The 16,048-nt window shown below is 64.6% G+C and carries 14 protein-coding genes; 4 read left to right on the top strand and 10 right to left on the bottom strand.

Features of this window, described 5'->3' with window-relative positions; genetic code table 11:
- Positions 1-7: 7 nt before the first annotated feature.
- Positions 8-1,105: a DegT/DnrJ/EryC1/StrS family aminotransferase gene (locus QA649_RS16965; RefSeq protein ID WP_283025197.1), complete on the top strand. Its 1,098-nt coding sequence runs from the start codon at positions 8-10 to the stop codon at positions 1,103-1,105.
- On the opposite strand, the gene QA649_RS16970 is transcribed toward QA649_RS16965, so the two are convergent.
- On the bottom strand, positions 1,102-2,325 hold the full coding sequence (locus tag QA649_RS16970; protein ID WP_283025198.1) for an AMP-binding protein: 1,224 nt from the start codon (positions 2,323-2,325) through the stop codon (positions 1,102-1,104). The two genes, QA649_RS16965 and QA649_RS16970, sit on opposite strands and share 4 nt — an antisense overlap.
- 86 nt (positions 2,326-2,411) lie before the next feature.
- On the opposite strand from QA649_RS16970, the gene QA649_RS16975 reads away from it, so the two are divergent.
- Positions 2,412-3,566 carry an AGE family epimerase/isomerase gene (locus tag QA649_RS16975; RefSeq protein WP_283025199.1) on the top strand — a complete coding sequence of 385 codons (1,155 nt, stop codon included), beginning with the start codon at positions 2,412-2,414 and terminating at the stop codon, positions 3,564-3,566.
- Between the two features lie 60 nt (positions 3,567-3,626).
- On the opposite strand, the gene QA649_RS16980 is transcribed toward QA649_RS16975, so the two are convergent.
- The 6 genes from QA649_RS16980 to QA649_RS17005 all read right to left on the bottom strand — a co-directional run bounded on the left by QA649_RS16980 (position 3,627) and on the right by QA649_RS17005 (position 10,867).
- Complete coding sequence (locus QA649_RS16980; protein WP_283025200.1) at positions 3,627-4,466, bottom strand: ABC transporter ATP-binding protein; 840 nt, start codon at positions 4,464-4,466, stop codon at positions 3,627-3,629.
- A 133-nt stretch (positions 4,467-4,599) separates the two neighbouring features.
- Complete coding sequence (locus tag QA649_RS16985; RefSeq protein ID WP_283025201.1) at positions 4,600-5,883, bottom strand: ABC transporter substrate-binding protein; 1,284 nt, start codon at positions 5,881-5,883, stop codon at positions 4,600-4,602.
- Positions 5,884-5,926: 43 nt separating this feature from the next.
- Entirely contained in the window at positions 5,927-7,000 is a 1,074-nt protein-coding gene (locus tag QA649_RS16990) for a branched-chain amino acid ABC transporter permease (protein ID WP_283025202.1), read from the bottom strand.
- A 3-nt stretch (positions 7,001-7,003) separates the two neighbouring features.
- On the bottom strand, positions 7,004-7,897 hold the full coding sequence (locus QA649_RS16995) for a branched-chain amino acid ABC transporter permease (RefSeq protein ID WP_283025203.1): 894 nt from the start codon (positions 7,895-7,897) through the stop codon (positions 7,004-7,006).
- 220 nt (positions 7,898-8,117) lie between these two features.
- The gene (locus QA649_RS17000) at positions 8,118-10,049 is read right to left on the bottom strand and encodes a long-chain fatty acid--CoA ligase (protein WP_283025204.1); all 1,932 of its coding nucleotides are present in this window, start codon (positions 10,047-10,049) and stop codon (positions 8,118-8,120) included.
- On the bottom strand, positions 10,046-10,867 hold the full coding sequence (locus QA649_RS17005) for an ABC transporter ATP-binding protein (protein WP_283025205.1): 822 nt from the start codon (positions 10,865-10,867) through the stop codon (positions 10,046-10,048). Before QA649_RS17005 ends, QA649_RS17000 begins: the two co-directional genes overlap by 4 nt.
- Before the next feature lie 336 nt (positions 10,868-11,203).
- Here QA649_RS17005 and QA649_RS17010 point away from each other — a divergent pair, with 336 nt between their 5' ends.
- The gene (locus QA649_RS17010; protein ID WP_260389479.1) at positions 11,204-11,878 is read left to right on the top strand and encodes a Crp/Fnr family transcriptional regulator; all 675 of its coding nucleotides are present in this window, start codon (positions 11,204-11,206) and stop codon (positions 11,876-11,878) included.
- 6 nt (positions 11,879-11,884) lie between these two features.
- Here QA649_RS17010 and QA649_RS17015 read toward each other — a convergent pair whose 3' ends face one another.
- The gene (locus QA649_RS17015) at positions 11,885-13,147 is read right to left on the bottom strand and encodes an MFS transporter (RefSeq protein WP_283025206.1); all 1,263 of its coding nucleotides are present in this window, start codon (positions 13,145-13,147) and stop codon (positions 11,885-11,887) included.
- Between the two features lie 141 nt (positions 13,148-13,288).
- Positions 13,289-14,131 (bottom strand): uroporphyrinogen-III synthase, encoded by an 843-nt coding sequence (locus QA649_RS17020; RefSeq protein ID WP_283025207.1) that lies wholly within the window; start codon positions 14,129-14,131, stop codon positions 13,289-13,291.
- Positions 14,132-14,288: 157 nt separating this feature from the next.
- Here QA649_RS17020 and purU point away from each other — a divergent pair, with 157 nt between their 5' ends.
- Positions 14,289-15,152 (top strand): formyltetrahydrofolate deformylase, encoded by an 864-nt coding sequence (gene purU / locus QA649_RS17025; protein ID WP_283025208.1) that lies wholly within the window; start codon positions 14,289-14,291, stop codon positions 15,150-15,152.
- 118 nt (positions 15,153-15,270) lie between these two features.
- Here purU and QA649_RS17030 read toward each other — a convergent pair whose 3' ends face one another.
- Positions 15,271-15,558, bottom strand: coding sequence for a hypothetical protein (locus QA649_RS17030; protein ID WP_283025209.1), 288 nt, complete (start codon positions 15,556-15,558; stop codon positions 15,271-15,273).
- Between the last annotated feature and the right edge of the window lie 490 nt (positions 15,559-16,048).

The raw sequence follows: 16,048 nt of genomic DNA on the forward strand, positions 1-16,048 counted from the left end.
ACGATCGATGGCCGTGCCTTTTGCCGATCTGCACCTGCAGCATCAGACCATCAAGAGCGAGATCGATGCTGCAATCGCAGGCGTGATCGGTGACAGCGCGTTCATTCGCGGCAGCTATGTCGATGCCTTCGAACGGGAATTCGCCGAGGCCGCCGAGGTGAAGCATTGCGTGTCCTGTGCCAACGGGACCGATGCGCTCTATCTCGCCATGAAGGCGCTGAAGGTGAAGCCGGGTGACGAGGTGATCACCACGGCGCATTCGTGGATTTCGACGGCCGCGATGATCACCCACGCCGGAGCTTCGGTCGTGTTTTGCGACACCGACGGTGCGACCTTCACGATCGATCCGGCGGCGATCGAGGCTGCGATCACGCCGCGCACTGTCGGCATCATTCCCGTCCATCTCTACGGCCAGCCCGCCGACATGGATGCGATCATGGCGATCGCAGCCAGGCACAAATTGTGGGTGATCGAGGATTGCGCGCAGGCGCATCTGGCACGTTACAAGGGACAAATGGTCGGCACCTTCGGCGCGGCCGCGACCTATTCGTTCTATCCCGGCAAGAATCTCGGTGCGATGGGGGACGCCGGCGCGGTGGTCACCAATGACGGCGCACTCGCCGAGCACATGACCATGCTGGCGCGCCATGGCGGGTTGGTGAAGCATCAGCACCAGATCGAAGGCATCAACAGCCGGCTCGATGGTCTGCAGGCGGCCATCCTGTCGGCGAAGCTGCCGCATCTGGCGGCCTGGACCGAGGCACGACAGGCTGCCGCGAAAGTCTACGACGCAGGACTGGGCCAAATCGAGGACATCATGGTGCCCGCGGTCGCGCCCAGGCGCAGTCACGTCTACCACCTCTATACGATCCGCCATCCGCGTCGTGATGCATTGGCCGCCTATCTCAAGGCCAATGGTGTGCAGACGGCCATCAACTATCCTACTGCATTGCCATTTCTGGCCGCTTATCAGCGGCTCGGCTACCGCACGGAGCAGTTTCCGAACGCATCTCGTGACCAGGCGCAGATCTTGTCGCTCCCGATGTTTGCCGAAATCACCCGTCCACAGCAGGACGAGGTGATCGACCTGGTCCGCAAATTCTAGCGCTCGTCCGCGATCACCTTGCCGTCGTTCGGCAGCGCGCCGGGGCCGACCAGCTCGATCGCGCCGCCGAGCTTCGTCACCGCGCGCAAGGTGCCAGCGATCTCCTCGCGGAGCGCCTCGCTTGCCGCCGCCGTTTCCGCCTTCAGCGTCATCGCGTCGGTTTCGCCCTGGCGCGTGACGACGAGGCGCAGGCGGCCGAGCGCGGGATGGCGCTTGGCGATCTCGGCGACCTGCTCGGGACGGACGAACATGCCCTTGACCTTCGTGGTCTGGTCGGCGCGGCCCATCCAGCCCTTGATGCGCATGTTGGTGCGACCGCAGGGGCTGGTGCCCGGCAGCGCGGCGGTGAGATCGCCGAGCGCAAGCCGGATCCAGGGATGGTGCGGGTCGAGCGAGGTGACGACGATCTCGCCGACGTCGCCCGGCGCCACGGGATCGCCGGTGCCGGGCTTGACGATCTCCATGATCAGGTCCTCGTTCACGACCATGCCTTCACGGGCCTCGGTCTCGAAGGCGATGAGGCCGAGATCGGCGGTGCCGAAGGCCTGGTAGGCGTCGATGCCGCGCGCCTTGATCTCGGCCTGGAGCGAGGGCGGGAAGGCCGCACCCGAGACCAGCGCGCGCTTGATCGAGGAGACGTCGCGGCCCGCAGTCGCGGCAGCATCGAGCAGGATCTTCAGGAAGTCCGGCGTACCGCTGTAGCCGACGGGACGGTAGGCTTCGATCAGCTCGAATTGCTGCTCGGCATTGCCGGGACCTGCGGGGATCACCGCGCAGCCGAGCGCGCGCGCCGACGAATCGAAGATGAAGCCGCCGGGCGTGAGGTGGTAGCTGAAGGTGTTGAGCACGATGTCGCCCTCGCGGAACCCGGCCGCGAACAGCGCCCGCGCGCCGCGCCACGGATCGGCCTGCCGTCCCTCCGGCTCGAAGATCGGCCCCGGGGAGGTGAACAGCCGCGCGAACGAGCCTGGTGCCGCCGCCACGAAGCCGCCGAAGGGCGCCGAGGCCTTGTGCAGGGCCGGCAGTTCCGACTTGCGCAGCACCGGCAGGCGCGCCAGCGCCGCGCGCGTGGTCACGGCGTCCGGATCCACGCCCTTCAGCCGCTCGGCATAGGCGGGTGCCGTCATCGCGCTGCGCAGTACGGCGGGCAGGCGCGAAAACAGCTCGGCCTCGCGCGCAGCCTGTTCGCGCGTCTCGAGGGCGTCGTAATGGGCGGTCATGGCTGATCTTTCCGGGTTGGCATCCGTTGCACGCCGCCGCTGGCATGGGTATCAGACGGCCATTGTCGGGACGTGGAGAGAGTGAGATGGCGGAGGAACCGATCATGGCGGCGGAGGAGACGGCCGGCGTCGTCGCGCGCCTGAAGCGCCGCATGATCGAGGAGGCGATGCCGCTGTGGTCGACCGTCGGCTGGGATCATGAAGCGGGCGGCTTCATCGACCGGCTGCACCGCGACGGCACGGCGGATGCCGCCGCGCCGCGGCGCGTGTTCGTGCAGGCCCGCCAGATCTACTGCTACGCCAAGGCGGCGCAGATGGGCTGGTATCCGGAAGGGCGCGCCATCGCGCTGAAGGGGCTGGAGCACCTGCTGGCGAAGGCCAAATCGCCCGACGGCAAGCCCGGCTATGTGCACCGGCTGACGCCGGAGGGCGCGGTGCTGGACGGCCGGCGCGACGCCTATGACCACGCCTTCATCCTGTTTGCGCTCGCGACGGTCTACGCGCTCGACAGGGATGCGCAGGTGCGCGCCGAGATCGACGCGCTGCTCGCCTTCCTCGACGGCCATCTGCGCTCGCCGCATGGCGGCGTCCACGAAGGTCTGCCGGTCTCGCTGCCGCGCCGGCAGAACCCGCATATGCATCTGTTCGAGGCGATGATCGCGTGCTTCGATGCGACCCACGATCTGTCGTTCCAGAACCGCGCCGGCGAGTTCTTCGCGCTGTTCCTCGCCAACCTCTACGACAAGCAGAAGCACGTGCTGTCGGAGTATTTCGAGGAGGACTGGTCCAAGATCGAGCCGGTCAGCGTCGAGCCGGGCCATCAGGCGGAATGGGTCTGGCTGCTGAAGGGATTTGAACGCATCACGGGTTGTCCGACCGGGCAGCGACGCAGCGAACTGCTGGCGACCGCGCTGCGCTATCGCGACGAGGCGACGGGCTGCCTGATCGACGAGGGCGATGCGAGCGGCAACATCCGCCGCAGCACGCGCCGGCTGTGGCCGCAGACCGAGATTGCGAAAGCGTGGATCGCGCAGGCCGAGTCCGGCGAGGCGGGCGCGGCGGAGGAAGCGCGCGCGGCGCTGGTGCGGCTCGAACGGCATTATCTCAGCCATCCCGTTCGGGGCGGCTGGTACGACCAGTTCGATCGCGACGGCAAATCGCTGGTCGACACCATTCCTGCGTCGTCGTTCTATCATGTTCTCTGCGCAGTCACGGAAGCGGAGCAGGTTTTGGAAGGTTAAAGCTGTTTTGTTTTGACGCGTTTTCTTCACGCGAACGGGTTCCCACTTCGCTTGAAAACGCTACAGCCAACGCTTGCGCCGCTTGAAGCTCTTGAGGTTTTTAAAACTCTTGCGCTGGTCGCCGGCGCCGCCGAGGTAGAACTCCTTGACGTCCTCGTTGTCGCGCAGCTCGTCGGCGGTGCCGTCGAGCACGACCTTGCCCTGTTCCATGATGTAGCCGTGGCTCGCCACCGACAGCGCGGCGCGCGCGTTCTGCTCGACCAGGAGGATGGTCACGCCGAGATCGCGGTTGATCTTTTGGATGATGGAAAACACCTCCTTCACCAGCAGCGGCGACAGGCCCATCGACGGCTCGTCCATCAAAATCATCTTCGGGCGCGCCATCAGCGCGCGGCCGATCGCGAGCATCTGCTGCTCGCCGCCGGAGAGATAGCCGGCAAGCCCGGTGCGCTCCTTCAGGCGCGGGAAATAGTTGAAGACCATGTCGAGGTCGGCATCGACCTCGCGGTCCCTGCGGGTGAAGGCGCCGAGCTTGAGGTTCTCCAGCGAGGTCATGTCGGCGACGATCCGGCGGCCCTCCATCACCTGGAAGATGCCGCGGCGGACGATCTTGTCGGGATCGATGCCGTTGATGCGCTCGCCCTCGAACAGGATCTCTCCGCGCGTGACCTCGCCGTCCTCGGTCTTCAGCAGCCCCGAGATCGCCTTCAGCGTCGTCGACTTGCCGGCGCCGTTGGCCCCCAGCAGCGCCACAATCGCACCCTTGGGCACGTCGAGGCTGAGCCCGCGCAACACCAGGATGACATCGTCATAGACGACCTCAATGTTGCGCACGGCGAGAAGGGGCGGTGCCGGGACGGCGGTGGGCGAGGGGCGCTCGATCTGTGCTGTTTCACTCATGCTCAATTACTCTCACGGTCTCGTCGCGGCTTTGTCCCGTCATTCCGGGGCGGTCCGCAGGACCGAACCCGGAATCTCGAGGTTCCGGGTTCGATGCTTCGCATCGCCCCGGAACGACGAACGGATTAGAGGCTCACCACCCCAGCAACTCGGCCTTGCGCGGCAGTTCGACGGTCTTGACCTTCTCGAGCTTGATCGTGCCCTTGGCCATGAGGTCGTTGAGATCGCCGTCGGTCGCGCCTGACACCTTGGTGCGGTAGAGATCGACCTTCAGCGTGCCGCGGTGGTCCTTGTCGGTCCAGGTCGAGGGATTGCAGACGCCCTCCATTCCGGCGGGCACCCAATCTTTCTTCTGGTAGAAGCCCTTGGCGACGTTCTCGCCGGTGGCGCCGCCGTTCTTGGCGGCCCAGTCGAGCGCCTCCTTCATGTACAGCGCCGAGCAGACCGCCGCGACGTAGTGCACCGGGCGATAGACCTTGCCGGTCGGGTCGGAGATCTTGGAGATCTCCATCACCGTCTTCATGCCGGGCGCATCGCCGCCCCAGCTCACCGCGGTGCGCAAGGGGAAGATCACGCCATTGGCGGCATCTCCGGCCGTCTTGGCGGCGTTCTCGTCCATGCCCCAGACATTGCCGAGGAACTGAACGTCGACGCCGGCGGTCTTGCAAGCCTTCAGGACGGAGATGTTGGAAGCCGCGGTGTTGCCGAGATAGGCGTAGTTGGCACCGGAGGATTTCAGGCTCAGGCACTGCGCGCTGTAGTCACCCGGCGTGAGCGCGAACACCAGCGGCGGCAGCACCTCGAAGCCGAGCTCCTGCGCCATGGCTTCGCCCGCGGCCTTCGGCGCGTTCGGATAGGGATGGTTTGCGCCCATGTGCACGAACTTCGGCTTGCCGGACTTGCCCTTGGCCTTCCAGTCCTCGGCCGCCCACATCAGCATCGCGCGCAGCGAGTCCGAATAGCTCGGGCCGTAGAAGAAATTGTAGGGCGCGGGCTTGGCCTTGCCGCTGACACCTTCGGGATCGGTCAGCGCCGCGGCATAGGAGCCTGACATGTCCGGGATCTTGTCCTGGGCGAGGAAGCCGGTCAGAGCTTCGGTGTCGGCGGTGCCCCAGCCCATGATCGCTGCGACCTTGGAGTCAGGCGCCGACCACTTCTTGTACAGCGCGATCGCGCGCGGCACCTGGTAGCCATAGTCGTTGGTGTCGACGCTGAGCTGCTTGCCGCCGACGCCGCCGTTCTTGTTGACCCAGGCAAAGGCGTCGGCGACCGCCTGGCCGTAGGGCGTGCCGACGTCGGAGGTGCCGCCGGAATAATCGGCGAGATGCCCGATCGCGATCTGCGCCTGCGCGCTTGCCGAGAATGCGGCGATCACGATCGCGAGCGATGCGGTGCTCAAAAGTGATTTTGCCTTCATGGGTCGGTTCCTCCTGTTTATTGTTTAAGTGAGATTGCCGCGCTCAGTGCGAGAACGGGTAGAGTTTCCAGTACGCCTTGATCTGCCGCCAGCGATGCGCGAGCCCATCCGGCTCGAACATCAGGAACGCGATGATGATCACCCCGATCGCGATCTCGCGCAGGAAGGTGATGTTGGTGTTGAGCGACAGCGCCTTGTCGATCGCGCCGCCCTTCAAATAGTGGCTGATGAACTCCATCCCCTCGGGCAGCAGCACCACGAAGGCGGTGCCCATCAGCGTGCCCATGATCGAGCCGGTGCCGCCGATGATGATCATGGCCAGGAACAGGATCGAGCGCTCGATACCAAAACCTTCCTGGGAGACCACGAGCTGATAGTGCGCGTAGAGCGCGCCGGCGATGCCGGCGAAGAAAGCAGCCAAACCAAATGACAGCGTGCGGTACTTGGTGAGGTTGATGCCCATGATCTCCGCGGAGAGATAATGGTCGCGGATCGCCACCAGCGCGCGGCCGTCGCGCGTGCGCATCAGATTGGTGACCAGGATGTAGCTCGCCAGCACATAAGCCAGCACGACGTAGAAATACTGCCGGTCGCCGCGCAGCGTGTAGCCGAAGATCGAGAACGGCTCGGCGCTCGCCGGCACCGACCCGCCGGTGAACCATTCGGCGCGTGAGAAGAAGTCGAGCAGGATGTATTGCGCGGCCAGCGTCGCGATGACGAGATAGAGGCCCTTCAGCCGCGCCGCCGGGATACCGAAGATCAGGCCGACCAGCGCGGTGACGACACCCGCGAGCGGAATCGCGAAGAACACCGGGATCGGCGCGTTGTTGGAGATGTAGGCCGAGGTGAAGGCCCCGAGCAGGAAGAAGGCGGCGTGTCCGATCGAGATCTGGCCGGTGAAGCCGACCAGGATATTCAGCCCGAGCGCCGCGATCGAGAAGATGCCGATCTGGATCAGGATGCTGAGCCAGTAGCCGCTGAAGAATTGCGGCGCGAGGCAGAGGAGCGCAACGCCTGCTATCGCGAAGTTGCGGCTGGTCGTGGTCGGGAAGATCGTGGTGTCGGCCGCGTAGGAGGTGCGGAAGTCACCAGCAGGGATGAGGGCAGGGCCGGCCATGGGTCAGATCCGCTCGATGTCGTGGGTGCCGAACAGGCCATAGGGCTTGATCATCAGCACGATGATGAGGACGTAGAACGGCGCGATCTCGTAGAGATTGCCCCAGTGCAGATACTCGCTGTCGACATATTGGGCGACGTTCTCGAGCAGTCCGATGATGATGCCGCCGAGCACGGCGCCGCCGACGGAATCGAGCCCGCCGAGGATCGCCGCCGGGAACACCTTGATGCCGTAGGCGGCAAGGCCCGAGGAGACGCCGTTGACGACCGCGACGACGACGCCTGCGACGGCCGACACCGTCGCCGAGATCGCCCAGGCCATCGCAAACACGCTCTTCACGGAGATGCCGAGCGACTGCGCGACCTGCTGGTTGAATGCGGTGGCGCGCATGGCGAGGCCGTATTTCGAGGCGCGGAAGAACCAGGCCATGCCGATCATCATCGCGACCGAGACGACAAGGCTCATCACATAGACGGTCTGGATCTGGAGGCCGAACAGGCTGACTGACTGGCTCTCGAACACGCGCGGGAACGGCTGCGGGTTGACGCCGAACATCCACTTCAACGTGGCCTGCAGCACGGTGGAGAGGCCGATCGTCACCATGATGACAGAAATAATGGGCTCGCCGATCATCGGCCGCAGGATCAGGACCTGCAAGGCGATGCCGAACACGAACATGAAGACCAGCGTGATCGGCATGCCGATCCAGAACGGCACCTGGTATTTGGCGAGCAACGCCCAGCACACCCAGGCGCCGACCAGCAGCAATTCACCTTGCGCGAAGTTGACGACCTGCGTCGCCTTGTAGATCAGCACGAACGACATCGCGACCACGCCATAGAGCGTGCCGACCACGAGGCCGTTGACCAGGAGCTGGATGAGGAAGGCGGTGTTCATGTCGTGATGCTCACTGACAAATCCGGCGCGCTGTTCCCCTCTCCCCTTGTGGGAGAGGGTGGCTTCGCGAAGCGAAGACGGGTGAGGGGTTCTCTCGGCAGTGTCGGTGTGGAGAGAGCACCCCTCACCCGAGTGAGGGTGTGATGAAGAGCGGAGATGCCCTCTCCCACAAGGGGAGAGGGCGCATCGACTGGCAGCGCGCGCTGGGCTGGAAGCAAGCTCACTCCGCAGCCTCCGCCATGTGCCCGTGCCCGCCGAGATCCACCACGCGCAGAGTCGTTCGTACGCGCTGCGTGGTGCCGTCCTGGAAGCGGATCACGGTGTCGACGGGGATGTCGGCATCGCCGCGGTAGATGGCGTCGATGATCCCTTCGTACTTCTCGTTGATGACGCCGCGCCGCACTTTTCGCGTGCGGGTGAGCTCGCCGTCGTCGGCGTCGAGCTCCTTGTAGAGCAGCAGGAACCGCGAGATGCGCTGGGCGGGCGGCAGCGTGGCGTTGACGGTCTCGACCTCCTTCTGCAGCAGCGCATAGACCTCGGGCCGCGAGGCGAGGTCGCTGTAGGTGGTGAAGGAGAGGCGGTTCTTCTCCGCCCATTTCGAGATGATGGAGTAGCGGATGCAGATCATCGCCGCGAGCGCGTCACGGCCGGCGCCCAGTACCACGGCTTCGGCGATATAGGGCGAGAACTTCAGCTTGTTCTCGATGAATTGCGGCGAGAAGCGCTCGCCGCGCGAGGTCTCGGCGAGGTCCTTGATGCGGTCGATGACGACGAGCTGCCGGTTGGCATTGAAATAGCCGGCGTCGCCCGAGAGCATCCAGCCGTCCTTGATGTCGGCGACACTCGCCTCGGGGTTCTTGTAATAGCCCAGGAACATGTTCGGGTGCCGCACCACGATCTCGCCGACGCCGTGGACGTCGGCATTGTCGATGCGGATCTCGACGCTGTCGGCCATCGGCACGCCGGTCGTGTCAGGATCGACCTTGCCCTCGGGATGCAGCGTGTAGGCCCCGAGCAGTTCGGTCTGGCCGTAGAGCGTGCGCAGCGGCACCCCCATGGCCTGGAAGAACTTGAAGGTATCGGGCCCCAGCGCCGCGCCGCCGGTGGCGGCCGAGCGCAGGCGGGTGAAGCCGAGGCGGTCGCGCAACGCGCGGAACAGGATCGCGTCGGCAAAGCCCGAGCGCTTGCCCTGCTCCAGCGCGGCGAGGCCCGACTTCATGCCGATGTCGAACAGGCGCTGCTTGAAGGGCGTCGCGTCCATCACCTTGGCGCGGACGTCGGCGGCGATGGATTCCCAGACGCGCGGCGCGAACAGCACGAAGGTCGGCGCGATCTCGCGCAGATCGTTCATCATCGTGTCGGGCTCTTCGACGAAGTTGATCTTCATCCGGCAGAGCAGGCCTTTGCCGAGCACATAGACCTGTTCCATGATCCACGGCAGCGGCAGCACCGAGACATATTCGTCGTCCGGCCCCTTCGGATCGAAGGCGAGATAGGTCGCGCAATGGCCGAGCACACGGCCGGCGGCGAGCATTGCGAGTTTCGGATGCGAGGTGGTGCCCGATGTGGTGCAGAGGATCGCGACGTCCTCGCCCTTGGTTGCGTCGACGAGGCGATCGTAAAGCTCCGGCTCGCGTGCAGCACGCGCACGACCGAGCTCGGCGAACTTTTCCGCGGACATCAGCCGCGGGTCGTCATATTTCCGCATGCCGCGCGGGTCGGAATAGATGATGTGCTTGAGCCGCGGCACGCGGTCGGCGAGCGCGAGCAGCTTGTCGACCTGCTCCTCGTCCTCGGCGAAGACCAGCTGGGCTTCGCCATAGGTGAGGAGATAGGCGGCTTCCTCGTCGAGCACGTCGCGGTAGAGCCCGAGGCTCAATCCGCCGATCGCATGCGTCGCCACTTCCGCGGCGACCCAGTCCGGCCGGTTGTCGCCGATGATGCCGATGACGTCGCCGCGACCAAGGCCGAGCTCGATGAGGCCGAGCGCAAAATCGTGCACCCGCCTCTGGTAGTCGTTCCAGGTGAAAATGCGCCACAGCCCGAGATCCTTCTCACGCAGCGCGATCTCGTTGCCATGCTCCTTCGCATTGAGGCGCAGCATCTTCGGGTAGGTGTCGGCCTGCGCGACGCGGCCTGCATAATCCATCATGCCGCGCTCTCCTGCGCCGGAGGAGCGTCGTCGGGATCGACCAGCACCTCGTCTTCTTCACCCAGATAGGCGCGCTTGACGTGGGGATCGGCGAGCACCGCGCCTGGATCGCCTTCGGCGATCTTGCGGCCGAAATCCAGCACCATGACGCGGTGGGAGATGTCCATCACCACGCCCATGTCGTGCTCGATCATCACCACCGTCATCCCGAACTCCTCGTTGAGATCGACGATGTAGCGGGCCATGTCTTCCTTCTCCTCGAAGTTCATGCCGGCCATCGGCTCGTCGAGGAGGATGAGGCGCGGCTCCAGCGCCATGGCGCGGGCGAGCTCGACGCGCTTGCGCAGGCCGTAGGAGAGGGTGCCGGCGGTCGCCTTGCGCACCGACTGCAGGTCGAGGAAGTCGATGATCTCCTCGACCTTGCGGCGGTGTTCGAGCTCTTCCTTGCGCGCGCCGGTGAGCCAGTACAGCGAGCCCGTGAGGAAGTTGTTCTTCAGGAGGTGATGGCGGCCGACCATGATGTTGTCGAGCACGCTCATGTGGTGAAACAGCGCGAGATTCTGGAAGGTGCGGCCGATGCCGAGCGAGGCGCGTGCGTTCGGGGTCAGGCCGGTGATGTCGCGATCGCCGTAGAACAGCTGGCCTTCGGTCGGCTTGTAGCGACCGGAAATACAGTTCACGATCGAGGTCTTGCCGGCGCCGTTGGGGCCGATGATCGAGAACAGCTCGCCTTCCTTGATGGCGAAGCTGACATCGGTCAGCGCACGAACGCCGCCGAATCGCAGGGACACGCCGCGCACTTCGAGACTGGTAGCCACCAAACAAATCCCTCCCGGTGATGGCGCATTCTGCGGCGCTCTTCGTCGGTTCTGTCGGGCGATCCTAATACGGCCGTGCCGGCCAGACCATGCAGCTATTGGTCTCGACCGGACGGTCGCCACTTTCGTTCCCGTTTGGGATCAAAAGCCGCATCACCCGAGGTGGTTCTCAATAGGGGAAAGCGCTATTTTGAAATGTCTCCGGCCTGACAATTCTGCGACAAAGTTTTTCGGACCGAGGCGGCCTTCATCTTTCGTCGGATGGAAGCCGAAACGATGATGTTGCGATGCAGCATAAGGGTGGAGTGACGACACGGTGCGGCTGGCTTCGAGATCATGATTTCAGAGGATCATCTGAAGCGCGTTGCCGCCTGGTCGCGCGAGCTCACGCACGCGGAGATCGAGGTCGCCCGCGCCGGAATCACGGAGCGGTCCTACGGCACCGGCGAGACCGTGTTCATGCGCGGCGACAATTTCGACTATTGGGCCGGCATGGTGTTCGGCCTTGCCCGGATGGGCGGGGTGTCGCGCGACGGAAAGGAGACCAGCCTTGCCGGGCTGACGGCGGGGGCCTGGTTCGGTGAGGGCAGCGTCCTCAAGAACGAGCCGCGACGCTACGACGTGGTGGCGCTGCGCAACAGCCGCGTCGCGCTGATGGAGCGCAGCGCGTTCATGTGGCTGTTCGAGAACAGCGTCGGCTTCAATCGCTTCCTGGTGCGCCAGCTCAACGAGCGGCTCGGCCAGTTCATCGGCATGCTCGAGGTCAACCGCACCCTCGATGCCACCTCGCGGCTTGCGCGAAGCATCGCCTCGCTTTTCAACCCGATCCTCTATCCGGAATCGACGGCGCATCTGGAGATCACCCAGGAGGAGATCGGCGCGCTCTCCGGCATGTCCCGCCAGAACGCCAACCGGGCGCTGAACCGGCTGGAGAAGGAGGGGCTGCTGCGGCTGGAATATGGCGGCGTCACCATCCTCAATGTCGAGCGGCTGCGTGGTTATGGGGACTAGGCGCCGTCATCGCGCGTTGGCGGGTGCGTGCAGCGGCCAGAGGTCGGCGCGCCAGCGGATCGCGATCGCCAGCATCGCGATGACGCCCACGGCGGCGTAGAGCGACCCCGTCGCGGAATAGCCGATGATGTCGATCAGGCTGCCGGCCGCGAGCAGTCCGAGCGGCAGGCCGTAGATCACCATCATGCGCACGCCCATCACGCGGCCGCGCAGATGCGCGCTCGCCGTGCGCATCAGGATCACGGCCGCCGAGATCATCGACATGCTCTGGGCGATGCCGGCGAGAACGAGGCAGGCCATGGCGACGGGTATCGTCCTGATCTCGACGAACACCAGCAACATGGCGTACCAGGCCAGCGTCGCGCCGATCAGCAGCCGGGCAATGCGCAATCCGCCGACCAGGCTGAGCGTGATGGAGCCGATCAGCGAACCGACGGCAAAACTCGCCGAGAGATAGCCGAGGCCGGTCTGGTCGGTGTGAAAGATTTCGCGCGCGATGTAGGGCAGCAATCCGCCGGTGAAGGGAAATGCGGTGAGATTGGCGAGGAAGGCAACGCACAGCGCAGCGCCCATTCCAGGGCCATTCCAGGCGTAGACAATCCCTTCCTTCAACTCGTCGAGCAGTTTTGAAACGGCGCGGCTGTTCGCCGGCAGGTCCGTCGTGGCAACGGTCCTTTTCGGCCGGGTCAGGCAGGACATGAGAATCGCGGCCACCAGGTAGAGGCTGGCGACTGCCGCATAAACCAATCCAATGCCAAGCACGGCGAAGAGGCCGGCGCCCGTCAGCGCTCCGGCAATGCGGGCGCTATCCTGGGTCGTGCGTGACAGGCTGATCGCGCCGACCAGCTGCTCGGCCGGCATGATGTCGGCGAGCAACGCGCTGCGGAGGCCGAGATCGGAGGAGCGGATCAGGCCCATGATCGTCACGATGATCATGACGTTGAGCGGCGCCAGGTGCCCGGTCAGCGCCAGCACCATGATGGTCGAGGCCAGCGCCGTATAGGTCAGGCGCAGCACGACGAGGAGATCGCGATGACCCATGCGGTCGCCGACCATCCCGAGCGCCGGTGCAATCAGTGTTCCCAGATATTGCAGCGAGGCGAGAAGGGTCAGCAGCAGCACCGATCCGGTCTCGACCAGGATGTACCAGCCGAGCACCAGGGTCTCGATCTCGAACGCCCAGGAGGTGAGCAGGTCGGATGGCCACTGGAAGCGATAGTTGCGAATGCGGAACGGTGCGAGCGCTGAAGGTCGCGCGCCTCTGCTCAAGAGGCGATGACGCGTGTCACGGCGATTCCCTGCCTTTGTTGTTTCTTCTTGCTGTGTTGTTTCTTCTTGCTGTTCGGCAACGTAGCGCTGACGCTACACCTGTCAATCGCAGCCGCTGCAGGCCGCCCCCGCGCTCGGCTCTTACCTCGCTGCGCCTTGCGGCTTCCGTTCCGCCAGCGCACTCGCCATCGCCGAGATCAGCGGCCGCATGAAATAGGCCTCATCCGCCGGCGAGACGTCGGTGCGCAGGCCGTGCGCGGCGAGCTCGCCGGAGACGGCCGGGCCCACCGAGGCGATCAGCGTGCGTTCGAGACCGGCCCGCAGCTTCGCCTCGCTGCCATGCGCCCTGGCGGCTTCGATCAGGCGGCGGACCTGGCCGAGATTGGTCAGTGCGATGGAGTCGATGCGTCCCTCCGCCATGTCGTCGATGGCGGCGACGATGCTGGCATCTGCGGCCTTGGAATCGTAGACATAGGGCAGCACGGTGTCGACCTCGGCACCTTGCGCGGCGAGCGCGCCGGTCAACGCGCTGTGATCCTTGTCCGGATAAAGCTGCAGGCCGAGGCGGTGGCCCTTCAGGTCGAGCTTGCCCAGCATCTCGATCACGCCCTCGGTGGTCGGCTTCTCCGTGGTCTGCTGCGCCTCGAGCGAGATTTCACGCAGCGCCTTGCCGGGCTTCGGCCCGCGGGTGAATTTGCGCGATTTGGCGAGCGAGGTGACCAGGGCCTGGTCGAGCCCGCGAGCGCGCGCGAGCTTCATGATCCGCCGCAGGCCTTCGCCGGTCATCAGCACGAGGTCCTCAAAGGGCCTGTCGATGGCGCGGCGAATCCAGGCCTCGATCGGGGCGGGGTCCGGCGCATCCTCGATGGTGAACATCGGGCATTGCACGACCTCGGCGCCTTGTTCGGCCAGAAGCTTGGAAAACTGCGCCTCCTCGCGTGTTTCCAGGATCAGGATGCGGGTGCCGTTCAAGCGGTCGGCCATGGGCGAGCTCCGGTATAAATCGCAATGGTACGTTCATCCTGACTCTGCGCCCGGGATTGGCGCAAGGCCAGCGTCGGTGCTAGAGCAGGGCGCAAATCGCGGGGTGTTCCGCGGCCGTTGCACAAACCTTCATCAAGAGCCAAGCCTGTTCATCAAGATGCCCGATCATCAATATGTCCTGACCCTGTCCTGTCCGGATCGTCCCGGCATCGTCTCGGCGGTATCGACCTTCCTGGCCCACAATGGACAGAACATTCTCGACGCCCAGCAGTTCGACGACGTCGAAACCAAGAACTTCTTCATGCGTGTGGTGTTCACCGCGGCCGATCTCGCCGTCGAGCTCGCGGCACTGCAGACCGGCTTTGCCGCCATCGCCGAGCGTTTCGGCATGGAGTGGCAGATGCGCGACCGCGCCGCGCATCGAAAGGTGATGCTGCTGGTGTCGAAGTCCGACCATTGCCTGGTCGACATCCTCTACCGCTGGCGCACCGGCGAATTGCCGATGGTTCCGACCGCGATCGTCTCCAACCATCCGCGCGAGGTCTATGCCGGGCTCGATTTCGGCGGCATCCCGTTCCACCATTTGCCCGTCACCAAGGAGACCAAGCGGGAGCAGGAGGGGCAGATCATCGATCTCGTCGGCAAGACCGGGACCGATCTCGTGGTGCTCGCCCGCTACATGCAGATCCTCTCCGACGATCTCTCGGCAAAGCTCTCGGGACGCTGCATCAACATCCACCACTCGTTCCTGCCGGGATTCAAGGGCGCAAAGCCCTATCACCAGGCGCACGAGCGCGGGGTGAAGCTGATCGGCGCCACTGCGCATTACGTCACGCGCGACCTCGACGAAGGCCCGATCATCGACCAGGACGTCGAGCGCATCAGCCATCGCGACACGCCGGAAGATCTCGTGCGCAAGGGCCGCGACATCGAGCGCCGCGTGCTTGCCCGCGCGATCCGCTACCATCTCGACGACCGCGTGATCCTCAACGGCCGCAAGACCGTGGTGTTCGTGGATTGATCGTGGGAGTCATTCCGGGGCGCCTCGAAGAGGCCAACTATGGTGCGCAATTGCGCACCTGAGAATCTCGAGATTCCGGGTCTGGTCCTTCGGACCATCCCGGAATGACGATTGTCTCTCAGCGCACCGCGCCAGCCGACGTCGTCGCCGTCGCGCCCTTCTGCGCCTGCTCTTCCTTCTCGCGATCGGCCGCCGGCATCAGCCGCTTGCGTTCGCGCTCCTTCATGTAGGCGTCGTATTGCGGCGTGCCTGGTCGCGGCGGAGCATCCGCCGGAAGACCGCCGGCCCATTGCGGGACGTAGTCGCCCATGCCGGCCGAGAGTTTCTCGTTGACCGTGCCGCAGCCTGCAAGGTTGGAAGCGAGCAGGGCGACTGCAGCAGTGATCGAAAGCGAACGGGAACGCATGGATATCTTCTAGGTCGTGCCCGATCGGGCGCGGGATGAGGGGACGCCGGATGGGCCGTCAGCGACGAACTATAGCCCTCAACATGTAAAATTGGCCTATTCGAGGGTCGGCGGTGATGTATACAAAGACGGTATTATAATAAGCAAATTTTGCCCTTGAAGGGGTGACTTTAGCTGATACGGTATACAGCACGTATTTCCCCTCGATGAGCGTCACCCAAATGGCCTCACCGCGAAGCAGGTGAGATGTCCAAATTCTGCAAATGAGAGGCGGAATCCTCCATCTACGGCGTCGTGCGGTCTTCTTAAAATGGCGCATCAACAACCACCGCCCAATTGGCCAGCGCCACGAGGGGCTTTTTCGTTGACAGGACCATTATATTTGTACAATCGTACAAATCTCTCCCTGCCGTCGTTGAGGCAGATCACGCGGCTTGCGCCGAATGGTCGCCCAACGTCCGATTGACAACGGGGTTGCAGAGGACGCCAT

Source organism: Bradyrhizobium sp. CB1717, assembly GCF_029714325.1.
In the GTDB taxonomy this organism is placed as follows: domain Bacteria; phylum Pseudomonadota; class Alphaproteobacteria; order Rhizobiales; family Xanthobacteraceae; genus Bradyrhizobium.